Genomic DNA, 16,882 nt, shown 5'->3' with positions numbered 1-16,882 from the left:
AAAAATCGATTTCTCTTGATCCTCTCCCTCGCCGCGAAAAACTGGCACCGAGACTATGGCAAATATCATCGTTCAAAAGTTTGGAGGCACCTCTGTTGGAACTCCCGAACGAATCATGAATGTTGCAAAGCGAATCAAACGCTATCACGACCAAGGAGACCGTGTTGTGGTCGTGGTTTCTGCAATGGGTCATTCCACAGATGAACTGATCGAGCTCGCCGAACAAATAACAAAGAATCCTCCCAAAAGAGAAATGGATATGCTCCTTTCTACTGGAGAACAAGTATCGGTATCCTTACTCGCAATGGCTTTATGGGAAATCGGAACTCCTGCGCAATCATTCACAGGCTCCCAAGTAAAGATGATTACAGACGGCAATTTTTCGAACGCGAAAATTGAAACCGTAGACCGCTCTAAAATCGATGGAGCCTTGGACCAAGGAAAAGTTGTGATTGTCGCAGGCTTTCAGGGAATCGATAAGGAAGGAAATATCACTACTTTAGGTAGAGGTGGCTCAGACACTTCTGCTGTAGCGCTAGCCGCGGTCTTGGGTGCGAAGGAATGCGAAATCTATACCGACGTCGACGGTGTTTATACAGCGGATCCAAGAGTCGTAAAACAAGCTCAGAAACATACACAAATTACTTATGAAGAAATGCTGGAACTTGCTAGCCTAGGCGCCGGAGTTCTACATTCAAGAAGCGTAGAACTTGGAATGAACTATGACGTGGTCATCCATGTTCGCTCCAGTTTTAACGACAATCCAGGAACCCTGGTCGTGAGCGAGGATAAGATTATGGAAAAATTAAAAGTAAGCGGTGTAACTGCTAAGAATGATCAGGCTCGAATCACAATCGCGAATGTTCCAGATAAACCTGGTTTGGCGGCTCATCTATTTGGAGAATTGAGTTCAAGAGACATTATGGTGGATGTAATCGTTCAATCTTCACCATACAACGGAAGAAATACCATATCCTTTACAATTGCAAAGAAAGATCTTGGTGCAGCGATCCCGATTTTGGAATCTTTTGCTAAATCAGAAAGCGCGGAAAAACCCGAAATCAACGAAAGCATTTCCATCGTATCCGCAGTGGGAGTCGGGATGAAATCTCACGTCGGGGTGGCCGCAAAAATGTTTCAGTCACTCGCAGAATCCGGTATAAATATAGAAATGATATCCACTTCGGAAATTAAGATTTCTTGTGTGATTCCAAGGGAGCACGCAGAAACCGCCGTGAATCGGATCCACGAGGCTTTCCAGCTTTCGAAAAACAGTTGAAGGCCTAGTAAGAGATTAAAAGCTCTTACCGTGCTCGCATCCGTTCGGTCCATCTCCGATAAACTTTTGCCACTATCAGTGAAAGGCATTTGCATTTTCGCATTAGGCATTTCGCTTTCCACCTCGATCCAAAGCGCGGATTCACTCAACAGAATTCTTGCGACCGTTGGTAATCAGTCCATTTCGGAACAGGACTATGAAGACGCCCAAGACAAGTATCATAAACTGCAAAGATTTTTAAAGGGAGAAGATCCTCGCAAATCGATTCGTACAAGAATCATCGACTTCCTAATTGATCGAGCTATTGTCGATGCAATCGCAGAAGAAGAATCAATTCAGGTAAACGAAAAAAGAGTAGAAGGTGAAATCGAGAAAAGGATGGAGCTCCTCGGAGTTACCAACAGAAAGCAATTCGAAAAGACAATGGAGAATAATTCCGGCATGCCTTTCGATTTGTGGATCACCGAACTTCCTTATCAGATCAAAAAGGGTCAACTCTTGCAATATAAGATCGCGATTCCTCCGCCCTCTGAAAAGGAAATTCGTTCTTGGTACAATATAAATAAGGATAAGGTCGGATTCGAAATTCGATACAGAGTGATAGCAATCACTCCAAACGATGATTCAATTTCAGAAGAAAGCCGCGTACATAAAGAAGTGACCGAATTGCGAAAGACCTTAAGCGCAGATCCGAACTCTTTTGCCTTAATAGCGGGATCGGCTCGTAATGATGCCACCTTGAGAGCAAGAAAAGGAATCGTAGAATGGATCTCTTCCTTTGAACTCTACAAGTACAGCAGGGCGACGGCCACTGCAGCAGCACCGATTCCTGCCGGATCCATTTCGGAGGTATATCGGGACGAACGAAAAAGATACTGCATTCTCAAGGTAGAAGGAAAAAGGCCCACTCCGATAGAAAACGTAAGAGCCGGAATCCAGAACTTATTATCTAGGGAAAGGGAAGAAGAAAACTTCCAAAAATGGGTAAGAGAGCAAAGAGGTGTTGTGCCGATTCAAATCTTTGACGATGCTTATAAGAAGGAAAATAAGATTCCGGACGCACAGGAATCTTTTCAGATCGACTAATCGAGCATCCGACTGGAAGAAATTCTTAAGATGAAGTATCCACCGCAAGCTATCGCATACTATTTTTCTGATGCACATAAAAAGCAATTCGCAGCAATTGCGGAGAGCGAGTTACTTTTTCTATTTAAGGAAAACTTAAAGCGTTCGAGTCAAGTTGTTACTGGTGTTCCAATTTATTCCAACGATTTGTCCCTTACGGGCGATCTGATTCAGAAAATCACCTCAGCCTCAAAAGAATTCGGATACTCCTCTTTCCAGCTCGCAGAATCGGAAAGCGAATTAGATTTTTTTCGGAAAATTGCGTCCAAATTACCGCCTTCCAAGACAGGGGATACAGACTGGGACGAAGTAAGCATTGTAGTATTCGATGGCATATTCCCGTTGCTCGACATTTCCTGTACGAAATCCATTTTAGAAAGACATGACAAATTTCTTTCGCAATATTCTTATTCGGAAAATCTCCCGCCTGGAATCGTTCCGAGAATACTAACTCGAGAATTTATCGTAAGTCTGCCTTCTCAGTACGCAGGAACGACTCACGACTTTCTCTCCAAAAATATCAACCACTATGATACGGAAATCTTCTACCAAGCTCCAGATTTGCGTCAATGGAGATTAGATTTCAGCCTATCAAGCCACCGATCTTTTCGCCTATCGCAAGACTTACTGAAGGAGAAAGATTCTTTAGTATATTCTGATATTCTACCACTCTTACTAAGCAAACCATCACTTTTTCGCTCGGCACCGAGTTATCTAGAAATAGAGGTTTTCAAAGGATGCGAGTATGAATGTATTTTCTGCCCTAGGCAATTTGCTGACAGGAAAAATGACGGAACCTCACTCAAGCCTGAAACTTTAAGCCGATTGCTCGACCAAATGGATTCTGCGTTTCGATCCGAATTCTCGATTTGTTTTGGAGGATTAGGAGAACCACTGCTACATCCGAACTTAGACAAACTGATCAAGATCACACTTGATTCTCCGTTCTTAAAAGAATTTTATCTTGAGACAGCGTTGTACGGGAATATCGATACTTTAACAAAAGCTTTTGCAGGAAGATCTGAATCAGATTTTAGAAAGACGAATATTATCGTAAACCTAACCACTCGAAACCCAAAAACGTATGCAAGGCTTTACGGAAAGGACAATCTTAGCGAAATACTTACGAACCTGGAAAAGCTCTCTTCCGTTCTGCCAAAATCATCTATTCACCTGCAGTTCATCAAAATGAAAGAGATCGAAGAGGAACTCGACCAGTGGTACGAAATCGCTCAAAAAGAAGGCTATGGAATTATATTACAAAAACATAATTCTTATGCCGGAAGGATGCAGGACAAAAGAGCCGCGGATTTAACTCCTGTGGTCCGCGAATTTTGCTGGCACCTTGCTAGAGATATCTATATGACTAGCGAAGGAGAAATATCCGTATGCAAGCAGCTACCCGGCGGAAAAGATAAAAAAGAAATACTTGGAAATATAAACGCTGAATCTTTAGCATCCGTCTGGGCCAAAGGACAAAATTCGTTTTCGAATTCTGCTAACGGAAAGCACGAGGCCATACCCGCACCTTGCCTATCCTGCGATGAGTGGTACACATTTAACGCTTAAGAATCTCTATGCCTTTATACAGGCAAGGACGGGATCAACCAGACTCCCTTGGAAAGTTCTAAGGGAACTCCCGAATTCATCGGGTATCACTCTTCTAGATCATATCCATTCGCGAGTAAGTAGGGTAATCCCTTCTTCCAGAATCGTTTACTTGATTCCTGATGGAGATTCGGAACTTCAAGATTTTCTTCTTAAGAAAAAGCGAAACGTTTACCAAGGACCGTTGGAAGACGTTCGCCTTCGCTACATTCGTGCCGCTGAAAGATTCGGAGCGGACGCGATTCTTCGCCTAACAGGAGATAATCCTTTCTACGACGTCCCTCATCTTGAACTTTTAGTTCAATCTTTCGCTTTAGGAACATCGGACTTATCCTATTTCCAAGGATTACCTCTAGGAACAGGAGGAGAAATCTTTAGAACCTCGGCGCTTGTCTGGGAACCTAAAACCGGATTGGAGGAGAGACACCAAGAACATGTAAGCCTTCATATCAAAGAGTCACCGGATCAATTCAAGATCCTCTCTCTTCCGAATCTGATCCCACAACAATATAATTCGAAGTCGATATCGGAACTTCGCCTTACGATAGATACGGAGCAGGACTTTGATACGATTTCAAAGATTTTGACTGGTCCAGCGGTCAGAGCTCCGAGAGATAAAAACGGGATACCTTTATTCGATATTAATGATTTGTTAAATTGGCTGCAATCTTCTCCCAGGGTTTTCGAAGGAAACCGAGAAATAGAGCAAATTCGATTCAAGTGGAATCCTACTAAGATTCGTCCAAAAGGAACCGCAGGAATACTGGCTGCACCCGCAAAAGATTTCGGTAGCGGTCATGAATCTAGAATGAAATTACTCTACTCACTTCTACCCGATCGAAACTGGAAACCCATCTGGTTAGAAAGTTTTCCTGAGGATGGTGAAGTCGATCTACTGATCGTGGATTACCGTGATATTTCGATAAAAAATCAGTATTTAGAAACAAAGGTCTTAGTATTAGATCATTTCGGATCGGAGAGAAATCTTTATCAATACCATGATTTGCTCCCGCACCCTAAAAATGAAGCCAACTTTGATTGGGACAATGTTCTGCTCCCTCCGATTGTCACGAGTAAAGCTCTTCAAGCACTGGAGGAGACTCCAGAAAATTATTCTATTTTTTGTTATGCCGGGAATATAGAACAGAAGATGTGTCGAGAACTTGATCAAGCCCTTTTGTCAACTTCTCCGACAGGAAAAATTCTTCGTATCGGAGGAGCAGATCCTATCCCTGAGACCGTAGGTACGATTGTTCACTATAAAAGAATTTCAAATTTAGAATTTTATGAATCTTTAAAGCATTCGAATCATTTTTTCGGATACTTCGGACAATCTCTTTTAGAAGCAATGTATTTAAAAAAGTCTGTCGCGACATTTTCCATTTCATCTGCACATCACGTGCTTTCAGATTGGATGCAAAAAACTGTCGGAGTTCCCTATTTCACTCACCAAGGCAAAATCCAATTCTCGACCGGAACCAAAAAACCAGGCCCCGAGGGTTATCGAATTCTTTTAGAGCGAATCGATCGTTTTAGCAGTCTCTGAATTTTTGGAATTTCGTCTGACTTACGTTCTCAGGACGCCAAAGTTTCATTTCAGAACTAGTTGAGAGTTTTCACAAAGTTGCAGTTTTTTTTGAGCACCAAAATTATTTTTTCGGAATTCGAAAAATGGGGAGGATTCATCTGTAATATAATTCACATAGATGAAAATTCGTTTTCTAAAAACTGACACTCGGATGGATGAGATGACCTGTTACCTTGAGGACGGCTCTCTAGTATCTTATCCTCTTCCTAGACAAGGAATCTTACCTCACGACCTTATCTACTTGCTTGTGGAAACTCTTCTGGGATGGGAGGATGGATTCTTCGGAAGTCTTGCCCGAAAGGAAGACATGATATACCAAATCGGCCAAAAAGGTGGGGTTGTTTCAGAGCAAAATATTCATACTCTTCAAATCGAAGCTCTTGTAGAGTCATTCAAGGCAGAATTGTGGATGGGCGGACATGAAAGCCCATATTTTGCGGAGTCGCTGGTGATGGCGTGCAATGCACGAGGAGTTCCTACACCGATGATTGCAAAATCCGAACTGGAAAAAATGAGACTTAAATTTGCAGAAACCGGAATTCTCTGGGACAGACTGAGTGCGAGTGAATATATCGATTTCGAATATTCTCCATACGTCTCGATCCCAGACTGAAGCCAAAAGTAGGATCTTTTACATCCCTACCCCGCTACAGAGAAATTTTCTTATAAAAAATTCTAAAACTCTTCTGAAATCACATTTGCTCAAACTGTCCCATTCAGTTCTTTAATCCCACTGGAGAAGGAATGAAACCTTCATTTGCTGTAAACTCGTAGGAGCTCCTACAATTTCCCAGGTAAACTAAGTCACTTGCCAAAATCCCGAATTTCTGATAGTGGCTTTTTCAGAACCCCGCTAGTTGCCATCCTCCAATCCCCCACCCAAAAGTAGGGTGGGCCCCCGCATTTTTCCCAAAAAACCTTGACTCTTAAAAATATTCACCCAAACTTGGACCGACGGTCGGTATAGACCGACGGTCGGTTTGAGTCTGGAGAAAATTATGGGAAACACAAAGATTTCAACAAAAGCCAGAATCTTAGAAGAATCCAGAAAGCTATTCTTCGCAAAAGGTTACGAAACTACCTCGATCCAAGACATTCTTAGTGCTCTTGATATTGCAAAAGGTACGTTCTATCATCATTTTCAGTCCAAAGAGGAGCTCCTCGAAGAGATCGCAGTAAAATTCGCGCAAGAAGCGAACAGCATGATGGTCGCCGAAATAAGAAACCTCGGAACTTCCGTGACTGGTTTAGAGAAAATTCGGAAAGCGTTGATCGTCGCTCACAACTGGAAAAAAGGAAAAGCCGGAGAAATCCGATTTCTACTCGAGTCACTTTTTTCTCCCGCAAATTTACAGCTCAGGGATAAAATTCGGAGGAAGTCTGTAGACCTTTGTTATCCGATATTCGTGCAATTGTTAAGCGAAGGCCAAGAAGACGGCTCGCTAAAGAGCACGATGAGAAGCGACCACTTGACTTCGATTATCTTTGATCTTTCGGACGCCTTAGGGGAAAGAATTGCCTTCTTTTTATTAGGGAAGGGAGACGATACGAAAGAGCAGATTTACGAAATGATGCTCTCTTATCATAGAACTATCGAAGGATTGTTAGGCTGTCCGAACGGTGGGCTAGATTACTTTAATGAAAGTGAATGGGCAGAACTCGTGAATCTGTTCAAAAATGTGCCTGTTGTTGAAATTATACAGCACGAAAATTTAGTAGCCGTTACAGCATAAGAAAAATAGAATAAACCCTTACTCTTTCACCCAAAGAATGCATGATTAGTTCTTGGACGAAAGAGTAGGAGGGCAATATAATGCAATTGCAAGACAGTAGTTTCACTTTGCAATTTTGGTTTGAATTTGCTAGCACTTATTCTTACTTAAGCGCGGGTAGAATCGAAGCTCTCTGCAAAAAAGAAAATATCCGAATCGAAAGAAAGCCGTTTCTACTGGGTCCAATTTTTAAGGACCAGGGATTATCGGATTCGCCTTTCAACATATTTCCAGTAAAAGGAAAATACATGTGGAGGGATCTGGAAAGAAGAACCAAAAAATACGGACTACCCTTTCAAAAACCAGATATATTTCCTCAAAACGGCCTTAAGGCTGCGCGAATCACAATCGCATATTTTGACCAACCATGGATTTCCGATTTTATATTAGAAACTTATAAAGTTCAATTTTCAAAGAAGAAGGACATCTCTGAAAGATCTGTGCTCGAAGAAATCCTACGATCTATCGGACAAGTTCCTGAGGAAGTTTTTTTGAAATCGGAATCCGACGAAAACAAAAACCTGCTTCGAAAAAATACTGAAGAAGCTGTCTCTTTAGGAATCTTCGGCGCTCCTAGTTTTATCTCCAATGGAGAGCTATTTTGGGGAGATGATCGTTTGGAAGATGCGATCGAATATCTGAAACGTCCTCAGCCAGTCCAGGCTTAAGCCCAGATCGGACAACCGATAATTCTTTCTCAATAAAAGTTACATAAGAGCATAGATTCTGGGATTGCCTGTTGTTGCAGCGGCAAGATTTTCACTGCCAAAATCTACTTTGAATTTCAACTGCTTTATTATTGTTTTGAGTTCAGTTGGAGTCAATGAACGCATACTGAAACTTTAAGACCGGCTCAAGTTTGTGCAAACCAAGCTTGACCTCCCCCTCCTTCGATAAAATCTATCCGTTACAACGGCTATGAAGAAGCAAATCAGCGATCGATACGAACCCACCAGCGTCGAACCCAAGTGGATTGCTCAATGGGAGAAGCGAAATAGCTTCGTGCCGGATCCGGCTTTCAAGGAATCTTTTTCCATTGTGCTTCCTCCACCAAATGTCACCGGAAGTTTGCACATAGGCCACGCACTGAATCATACCATTCAAGACATCATCACCCGCATCGAACGAAAAAAGGGTAAGTCCACTCTCTGGCTGCCGGGAATGGATCACGCTGGTATCGCTACTCAAGTAGTCGTAGAAAGGGAATTGGCCAAAGAAGGGAAAAAGCGGACAGACTTTACTCGTGAAGAATTCGAAGCCCAAGTCTGGAAGTGGAAAGAACTTTCAGGCGGAATGATTCTTAACCAGCAGAAACTTTTGGGGGAATCCGCGGACTGGTCCAGAGAAAGGTTCACGTTTGATGAGGGACTTTCCAAGGCGGTTGCTAAGGTATTCAAATCCCTCTATGACGAAGGACTGATTTACCGTGGAGAGCGCATCATCAACTGGTGCCCTAAAACTCTTACGGCGATCTCTGACTTAGAAGTAGAACACAGAGAAGTAAAAGGGAAATTATATCATATAAGATATCCGGTCGTTGGCAAAAAGGGAGAATACTTTGTAGTCGCCACTACTCGCCCGGAAACAATGTTTGGAGACGTTGCAGTTGCTGCAAATCCGAACGATAAGCGTTATAAAAATCTAATAGATGTAAAGTTAGAGTTACCTCTGACGAACAGAACAATTCCTCTCTTATTCGACACTTTCGTAGATCAGGAATTTGGATCCGGCTTGGTCAAGATTACTCCCGCGCATGATCCGAATGACTTCGAAGCAGGTCAAAGATTAGGATTAAAACCTTTGCTAGTCATGAATCCGGACGCTACTCTAAACGAACAAGCTGGCAAGTATGCCGGACTAGAAAGATTCGTAGCGCGTAAGAAAATCCTGGAAGATCTGGAAGCAGCAGGCCTGATAGAAAAGGTAGAAGAGCACACTCACTCGGTTGGTCACAACTCAAGAGGCGGAGCCATTATCGAACCTTACTTATCCACACAATGGTTCTGCAAAATGAAGCCTTTAGCAGAATTGGCCATGGAAGCGGTTCGATCCGGAGAAACTGAATTTGTACCAAAGCTCTGGGAAAAGACTTTCTTCGAATGGATGAATAATATCAGAGACTGGTGTGTTTCGAGGCAACTTTGGTGGGGACATAGAATTCCAGCCTATCACTGTCAGGATTGTAAACATATTACAGTTTCAGAAAGTAAAATCGAGACTTGTCCAAAATGCGGTTCGAAAAAAGTAGAACAGGACCCGGATGTTTTGGACACATGGTTCTCCTCTCAGCTCTGGCCTTTTTCCACGATGGGCTGGCCGGAAAAAACAGAGGATCTTCAGAAATATTATCCGACGAGTGTACTTGTTACCGGATTCGATATCATTTTCTTCTGGGTCGCAAGAATGATAATGATGGGAAAAAAGTTCACAGGCAAATCCCCATTTAAGAAAGTTCTAATACACGGATTGGTAAGAGACAAAGAAGGAAAAAAATTCTCGAAATCTATCGGGAATGTCATCGATCCATTGGATATGATGAATAAATACGGAACCGATTCATTTCGGTTCTTTTTGGCTGCGACGCTTCCAGAAGCAAAAGACATTTTGTTCGACGAAAGTAGACTGGACGGATATCGCTCCTTTTGTAATAAAATCTGGAACTCCAGTAGATTCATCTTAATGAACTTGGATGAATCCTTCACTCGTGTAAACATAGAGCCGGAATATAAGCATAAACTAGAGCCGATGGATCGATGGATTTTGCAGAAATTCAACGACGCCCTTCGAAAGTATGAAAAGGCTTACTCGAAGTTTCTTTTCTTCGAGATGGCTTCAGAAATCTACGAGTTTGTCTGGGGCAATTTCTGCGATTGGTACATCGAACTTGTCAAACCTAGAATCTACGGAAAACTCGGGCCTGAGTCTAAGGCAGTCGCAGAACAAGTGTTAGTTGATGTTTTGATCAAGGCAATGGGCCTACTACACCCGTTCATGCCTTTTCTCACTGAAGAAATCTTTGAAGCGTTTAGCGATGGAGACTATCTAATCAAAACACCGTTTCCTGTAGAATACTCGATAACTCCAGAGGATGACGGAGTCGCAAAAACGAACATCCTGCAGGAAGCAGTCACCCAAATCCGTGTGCAGAGAGCAGAGAATGGAGTGCCGCTCGATAAGAAATGTCAAGTCGTATTAAAATCTTCTAATGCACTTGTCGAAAACTCTGTACGCGAAAACGAAGTTTCTATTTTGCAGTTAGCGCGACTTGATTCCATAAAAGTAGATCCGAATTACCAGGTACAAAAGACTGACTCTGTTGGAGCTTTTCGATTTGGACAAGTTATACTTCCTTTGGCAGGAATGATAGACTTTGAAAAAGAGAAGGCACGCTTAGAGAAGGATTTACAGAAAGCCCTACAAGAAGAGGAAAAACTATCCGGCAAACTTTCGAATGAAAACTTTTTGGCAAAAGCCAATCCGGATGTGATCGAAAAGGAAAAGGAAAAACTCCGTATCCTCGAAGAAAAAATCAGTGTCATCAAAAAAGGCATCGAGAAGCTTTCCTAAACTATGTCTCGTATACTCTTAATCGGCTCAGGCGGTAGAGAAAGCGCTATCGCCTACAAGTTACGCCAGTCTCCCAGACTGACCTCTCTTCATGTATTTCCGGGAAACGGTGGCTTTCCGGAAAATGAGGTGCTTCCTCCGGATTCCTTCCAATTGAAAGACAAAGAGTCCGTTCAAAAGTTTGCTCTCCAGAACCAATATGATTTGGTTATCGTCGGACCTGAAGATCCTTTGGTGGACGGAGTCACCGATTGGCTCGCCGAAATTGGAATTCCTGTCTTCGGTCCCTCCGCATATTGTGCTCAGGTAGAAGGATCTAAAGACTTTGCAAAATCTCTAATGAAGGAAGCAAAGGTTCCGACTGCCAAGTACGAAACTTTCGCCGATTATCAATCCGCACTGAACTATGTGAAGGGCGAAGGAGCTCCTATCGTAGTCAAAGCTGATGGACTAGCAGCAGGAAAAGGTGTGACTGTTTGCTTTTCTGTACAAGACGCAGAGCAAGCGCTTAAGGAAATTTTTTTAGATCAAAAATTCGGAGTGAGCGGAGCCAAGGTCGTGATCGAAGAATTTATGGATGGCCAAGAAGCTTCGATCTTCGCAATCAGCGACGGAGAAAGATATATAACTCTTCCGGCTGCCCAGGACCACAAAAGAGCGTATGACGGAGACAAAGGTCCCAATACCGGAGGAATGGGTGCCTATTGCCCCGCTCCGATTGCTACAGAAAGTGTATTAGAAAAAGTGAATACATTAATCTTCGATCCTATGTTCAGATTGTTTCGAGAGAAGGGTTATCCTTATAAAGGGCTTCTTTATGCTGGGTTGATGATCTCCAAAGAAGGAGAACCTAGAGTAGTAGAGTTCAATTGCAGATTCGGAGATCCAGAAACGCAATGCGTATTAAGCATGTTAGACGGAGATTTACTGGAAATTTGTCAGGCGGCTGCAAAAGGTAACTTATCCGATGTCGAGTACGACATTCTGTCAGGAGCCTCTACAGTTGTCGTTTTAGCCGCAGAAGGATATCCTGAATCTTACGCAAAGAATATTCCTCTAGAAATTCCGGAAACTGGGACGAAAGATATTTTAGTTTTTCATGCCGGGACAACAAAAAAGGATGGAAAGCTCGTTTCATCCGGTGGAAGAATTCTAGGAATTTCTTCCCGTGGGAAAGATCTACTTGATTCGGTGAATAAGGTTTATTCTTACTTAAACAAACTTCACATCCCACAAACTTTTTACCGTAAGGACATTGCTAAGAAGGCTCTTTAATTTATGCCCTTTTTAATTTCTGGTAATATTGATTTAGTTGAAAGAAGTAGTCTTCGCAAATTAGAAATCTACTTAGGGATTATTTTATCTACGCACCAATATCCCCTCGAACAATATAACTTAATCCGTTCTGCGTTGAAGAGCCGCTTAGATTCAGAAAATCTAATTCGAAGAATGAGCAGGAGAGAACTTCTTTCCTTCATCTATATCCTCACCCAATTCGGCGATGTAGTACAGATAGAAACTCCGGACGAATATCTAGATGTAGATTCCGTTCCGATTGTTCTAGAATGGCAAAAGGGACATTTCATGATCCCTTACGAGATACTAGATTTTTTAGCTCAATCCAGAATGTTCCGGAATCAGAATTATCTATTCGCGCTCATTCCTGGACTTCCCGCAAAGGAAAAGAAAGCTTGGATCGAGTGGATAGGCTCCGGATTTGGGAGAACATTTCCGAGAGAAATCAATCATGAACTTTATTTCCAATGTAGACATCTCCAAAAGCCTTTTCAAGGAAAGAGCTTAGTCCAGGACGAGGTGATTTCCATCGAGCAGCTCTGGGCTCCGGGCAAAAACGAAATCGTAGACTGGTTTTACCGAGAAATTACTCCGTTTTATACCTCGATGAGGGAGCTCCAACGAGTAGAAAGAGATCCATTTCTGCTTCACGTTTTGGATCTGATTCGCTCCGGAAAACTTGTCCTGAAACGCACCCCGGAGGAATTTGGTAAGAAGGAGAAGTTCGAGCTGGTATCTACAGTCGAAGGTAATACTCCCCAACTCCGAGATACAGTTTTCAGTTGGGAAGTAGAACGGGAAGCCAAAGAAGATTTCCTCTTTCGATAAGATTTATTTTCCGCTCTTAACTAGTTTCACCTCCCCCTAATATCTTTTTACGATCTAAATGGAAATCAAGAACGCCAAGGAACTAAAACGTTTATCCAAAGAACTTCAGGAAAACTTTCAGAACAGATGGAAGTCGCTGAACTTAGACAAGGACCAGGACCAGTTAAAATCCTTGGTCGAAAAATCCGAAGATCCTGACCTCTGGGATAATCCAGATCAGGCACGCTCCGTAAGCCAAAAGAAAAACGAATTAGAGAAAAAGCTCCAACCTTGGTTCAATATTCGACAAGACGTTTTGGATTTTCCGGATTTAGTAGAACTAACCTTTGACGAAAAAGGAGAATCAGGTTCGGAAGAATTAAGTTCGGAATACGGTCGACTGAAAGAAGAATTTGAGCGCCTGGAACTTTTGGGCGCACTCAACGAACCTGAAGATTTAAAACCGGCATTTTTGAATATCCATCCCGGCGCGGGAGGGACCGAAAGCCAGGATTGGGCCGATATGCTACTTCGAATGTACATGAAATACTTCGATAAAAAGGGATATCAATATAGCTTAGTGGACTATCAAGAAGGGGATGGTGCCGGGATTAAGAACGCCACCTTACATGTAGTAGGTGATTTTGCTTACGGATTCTTAAAATGTGAAAACGGAGTCCATCGCTTGGTTCGAATTTCTCCCTTCGATGCAAATAAACGAAGACATACTTCTTTTGTATCTGTCCATGTAAGCCCGGAACTAGATGACGATATAGATATTAAGATAGAAGAAAAAGACATTCGAGTCGACGTGTATCGATCTTCAGGAGCCGGCGGACAGCACGTGAACACGACCGACTCGGCAGTTCGGATTACTCACATGCCTTCTGGAATCGTAGTCGCTTGCCAAAACGAGAGATCTCAGATTAAGAACCGGGATACAGCCTTTAAAATGCTTCGTGCTAGATTATACGAGCTGGAACAAGAAAGGCTAAAAGATGACTTGGAGAAGAAATCCGGAGAAAAGAAAGACATCGCTTGGGGAAATCAAATTAGGTCCTACGTCTTTCACCCGTACAATCTAGTCAAAGACCACCGCACTGATTTTGAAACCGGAAACGTGCAAGCCGTAATGGATGGAGAGATAGAACCGTTTATCATGGCCTATCTGAAAACTTTATAATTCACTTAGTTAAAAAAAACGGCTTCGTTAACCGAAGCCTTTTGAAATACTTCATAGTGATTGAGGATGGACCCTCAAATTACCCTAATTGACGACCTTCGTGGAATCGAACTTTTACCAAGATTGTCGCTCGCTCCAGATTATCACTCCCCTCTAAAAAGAAAGTACTAACCGGATTTTGCTCTCAAAGTTCATTACGTAAATCCATTTCTTTATTCCAAAATTCGGACAAATATACAAAACAACAAATAAACATAAAATACCCAGTCAGTATATTAATATTATTCAATATACAATGCATCCAAAGATCAATCATGTAAATCTGCAAGACGGACCTCTAAGGATAACAGAAATAGACGACATATTTATTTACACGAACAGCATTATTTTTGGAACAAAATGCAATTGGCTTTTTGCAAAACTAAAACTCGCTAGTAAAAAAATTGAACCTCCTTCTTTTTAAATAGAAATTCATTCCTTGTGAAAGAGGAATCATTACAGATGGGAAAGAATCAAACAGATACTGTTAATTTTTTATTGCATCTGCTCATCTTATAGACTAAATCGATCGAAGCCAAAATTCACTTAGGCTTTCGAAGAGATAAAAAGCGCAAATACAGTGATGAATCGAATATTCAAAATTCTTACTAGTCAAAAAGTTTCAAGGAGCATCCAAGATGTTACCCCGCATGATTCAGTTACAATTACTGTGTTTGGTTTTTGCACTTTTTTTTACAAGTTGTCTTTCGGATTCTCCGCAACCTACGTTACGCGTGCTTAAAGCACTCGGGATAGACATCAGCCCAGATCCTGGAACTGCGAGCTCGACACAACCACCTCCTGATCCGGGCCCTGGTCCTGGAGGTCCTCCTCCGCCGCCGCCCCCACCACCTCCACCAACTCCAGTTGTATATACAATTACGATTACTCCTTCCATCTCTTCCATCATGGCAGGAAACACTTCTCAACTGCGCGCTGATTTGTATGGGGATGGAATTTTCTTAAGGGATGTCACAGAAGAAGCAACTTGGTCTTCTACGGATACTTCTGTGCTTACTGTTTCCGATGCTACCGGTACAAAAGGATTAGTTACTGCGGTAACACAGGGTTCGGCGTCTATTGAGGCTTCTCTTCCTTCACCTGTATCGACTTCGCAAAGCATGGCATTGTCGATCGACCCGATTCCGGATACGACTGCACCTACATTAGTAACAATTAATATTGGCTCGGGACAACTGAATCCGTCGAACATATCTATTGAATTTATTTTTAGTGAACCGATGAACACGAGTTCTCTTCCAAATCTGCAATTCGAGGTGGAAGAAGGAGGCGGGTTGTACACTGCAATGAGTCGTCCCCACGGAAATTACCAATGGACCAACTCGACTACGCTTAAATACGATTCATTATCTATATTCCCCGAATTTGGTGCTTTCAAGTGGAGCATAGCAGCTGGTCAGGCTGCGGATCTCGCTGGAAACGTCACAGCAAACTCTAATGCAGGTTCGTTTGCAACCGGAGAAATGACCTTGAATCTTCTGGCATTCGAAACGTACCAAGAAGCTTGTTGGAATTCCTCCGGATCTTCTGTTGCTTGCGCCGGAACCGGTCAAGACGCGGCGTTTTTATCTTTAGCGTTGAACATGGATAATCCTGCGATATTAGGTGGTTATAGTTTAAATCCAGTAACAGTAGACCACAACACGAACCTTACATGGACGACCTGTTCTATCGGACAGGTTTGGAGTTCAGGCTCAGGAAATTGCAGGGGAACCGGCGCCTCCCCGCTTTACGGCGCAATCACCTATAACTGGAGTCAGTCAATCAATCAGTGTATTGCATTGAACTTACTCAACTCCTCGAACGGATATGCAGGCAAAAAGGGTTGGAGACTTCCTACGATCAAGGAACTGCAAAGCATCGTCGAACTGAATGGAACAGATGGGAATCAACCAGTAGACTCCGCCAAATTCCCTGACAATCTCCGGGGAGAACAATATTGGACTTCAACAACTCGAGTAACTAATTCGTTGAAAGGTTTCAAGATTCATTTCAGCGCTGGAAAAACCCAGTACAACGACAAGACAAATCTCTACTATGCAAGGTGTGTAACTTCCCAATGAAAAGATACTATAGCCTCAAAGGTTCCTTTCTCTCGATTCTTCTAGCGATTTCGATCACCATTCTTGCCAGAGGAATCCTAGCGATCGGTCCGTTCACGGTAGATTTCGACGGACCTGGATCAGGAACAGTGCTCGATGCAAGCACTGGCTTGATCTGGACACGCTGCAGCGGTGGGCAAGCAGCTGCAGACTGCTCCGGGACAAGTATTCAATTTTCTTGGAGTGGAGCATTAAATTACTGTAATACAATTACTACTGCTTCCAGATCTTGGCGACTCCCAAACATGAATGAATTGCTATCGTTAATGACTTACAAGCAAATGAGTCCTGCTACAGACTCCACAGTTTTCCTAAATATCCCTGCAGACGGACTGTTTTGGTCCTCTTCTTCGCATGTTCAATCTTCCAATAAAAATCAGGCCATGATTGTAGAGTTTATGGATGGAGGATCCGATAGCGACACAAAGACGAATAGTCATCACGTGCGCTGTGTAAGCGGACCTTAAATTCAAACACCGAATTCAATTCGAATGA

Annotated in this window: 13 protein-coding genes; all 13 read left to right on the top strand. The window is 42.6% G+C overall.

All coding sequences use genetic code 11. From position 1 onward, the window contains the following. Positions 1-55: 55 nt before the first annotated feature. The 13 genes from CH373_RS11350 to CH373_RS11290 all read left to right on the top strand — a co-directional run bounded on the left by CH373_RS11350 (position 56) and on the right by CH373_RS11290 (position 16,854). A complete protein-coding gene (locus CH373_RS11350; RefSeq protein WP_100714458.1) occupies positions 56-1,279 on the top strand; it encodes an aspartate kinase in 1,224 nt (407 codons plus the stop codon). Positions 1,280-1,357: 78 nt separating this feature from the next. Then, positions 1,358-2,365, top strand: a complete 1,008-nt coding sequence (locus tag CH373_RS11345) for a putative peptidyl-prolyl cis-trans isomerase (protein WP_243393370.1) — start codon at positions 1,358-1,360, stop codon at positions 2,363-2,365. Between the two features lie 30 nt (positions 2,366-2,395). Then, positions 2,396-3,973 (top strand): spiro-SPASM protein, encoded by a 1,578-nt coding sequence (locus tag CH373_RS11340; RefSeq protein ID WP_100714459.1) that lies wholly within the window; start codon positions 2,396-2,398, stop codon positions 3,971-3,973. Then, entirely contained in the window at positions 3,948-5,558 is a 1,611-nt protein-coding gene (locus CH373_RS11335) for a cytidylyltransferase domain-containing protein (RefSeq protein ID WP_100714460.1), read from the top strand. Before CH373_RS11340 ends, CH373_RS11335 begins: the two co-directional genes overlap by 26 nt. A gap of 202 nt (positions 5,559-5,760) precedes the next feature. Next, positions 5,761-6,213 carry a hypothetical protein gene (locus CH373_RS11330; protein ID WP_125170014.1) on the top strand — a complete coding sequence of 151 codons (453 nt, stop codon included), beginning with the start codon at positions 5,761-5,763 and terminating at the stop codon, positions 6,211-6,213. Positions 6,214-6,598: 385 nt separating this feature from the next. Further along, positions 6,599-7,333, top strand: coding sequence for a TetR/AcrR family transcriptional regulator (locus CH373_RS11325; protein ID WP_100714462.1), 735 nt, complete (start codon positions 6,599-6,601; stop codon positions 7,331-7,333). A gap of 80 nt (positions 7,334-7,413) precedes the next feature. Further along, positions 7,414-8,040 (top strand): 2-hydroxychromene-2-carboxylate isomerase, encoded by a 627-nt coding sequence (locus tag CH373_RS11320; RefSeq protein WP_100714463.1) that lies wholly within the window; start codon positions 7,414-7,416, stop codon positions 8,038-8,040. A gap of 250 nt (positions 8,041-8,290) precedes the next feature. After that, complete coding sequence (locus tag CH373_RS11315) at positions 8,291-10,939, top strand: valine--tRNA ligase (RefSeq protein WP_100714464.1); 2,649 nt, start codon at positions 8,291-8,293, stop codon at positions 10,937-10,939. A 3-nt stretch (positions 10,940-10,942) separates the two neighbouring features. After that, the gene (purD, locus tag CH373_RS11310) at positions 10,943-12,214 is read left to right on the top strand and encodes a phosphoribosylamine--glycine ligase (protein ID WP_100714465.1); all 1,272 of its coding nucleotides are present in this window, start codon (positions 10,943-10,945) and stop codon (positions 12,212-12,214) included. Between the two features lie 3 nt (positions 12,215-12,217). Beyond that, a complete protein-coding gene (locus tag CH373_RS11305; protein ID WP_100714466.1) occupies positions 12,218-13,063 on the top strand; it encodes a hypothetical protein in 846 nt (281 codons plus the stop codon). 58 nt (positions 13,064-13,121) lie between these two features. Next, entirely contained in the window at positions 13,122-14,225 is a 1,104-nt protein-coding gene (prfB, locus tag CH373_RS11300; RefSeq protein WP_100714467.1) for a peptide chain release factor 2, read from the top strand. A 677-nt stretch (positions 14,226-14,902) separates the two neighbouring features. Further along, complete coding sequence (locus tag CH373_RS11295) at positions 14,903-16,348, top strand: Lcl domain-containing protein (protein WP_100734094.1); 1,446 nt, start codon at positions 14,903-14,905, stop codon at positions 16,346-16,348. Continuing rightward, positions 16,345-16,854, top strand: a complete 510-nt coding sequence (locus CH373_RS11290; RefSeq protein WP_100713691.1) for an Lcl C-terminal domain-containing protein — start codon at positions 16,345-16,347, stop codon at positions 16,852-16,854. Before CH373_RS11295 ends, CH373_RS11290 begins: the two co-directional genes overlap by 4 nt. The last annotated feature ends 28 nt before the right edge of the window (positions 16,855-16,882 follow it).

Origin of the sequence: Leptospira perolatii (assembly GCF_002811875.1) — a bacterium.
Lineage (GTDB): Bacteria > Spirochaetota > Leptospiria > Leptospirales > Leptospiraceae > Leptospira_B > Leptospira_B perolatii.
This window is presented reverse-complemented; position numbering and strand designations above follow the sequence as displayed.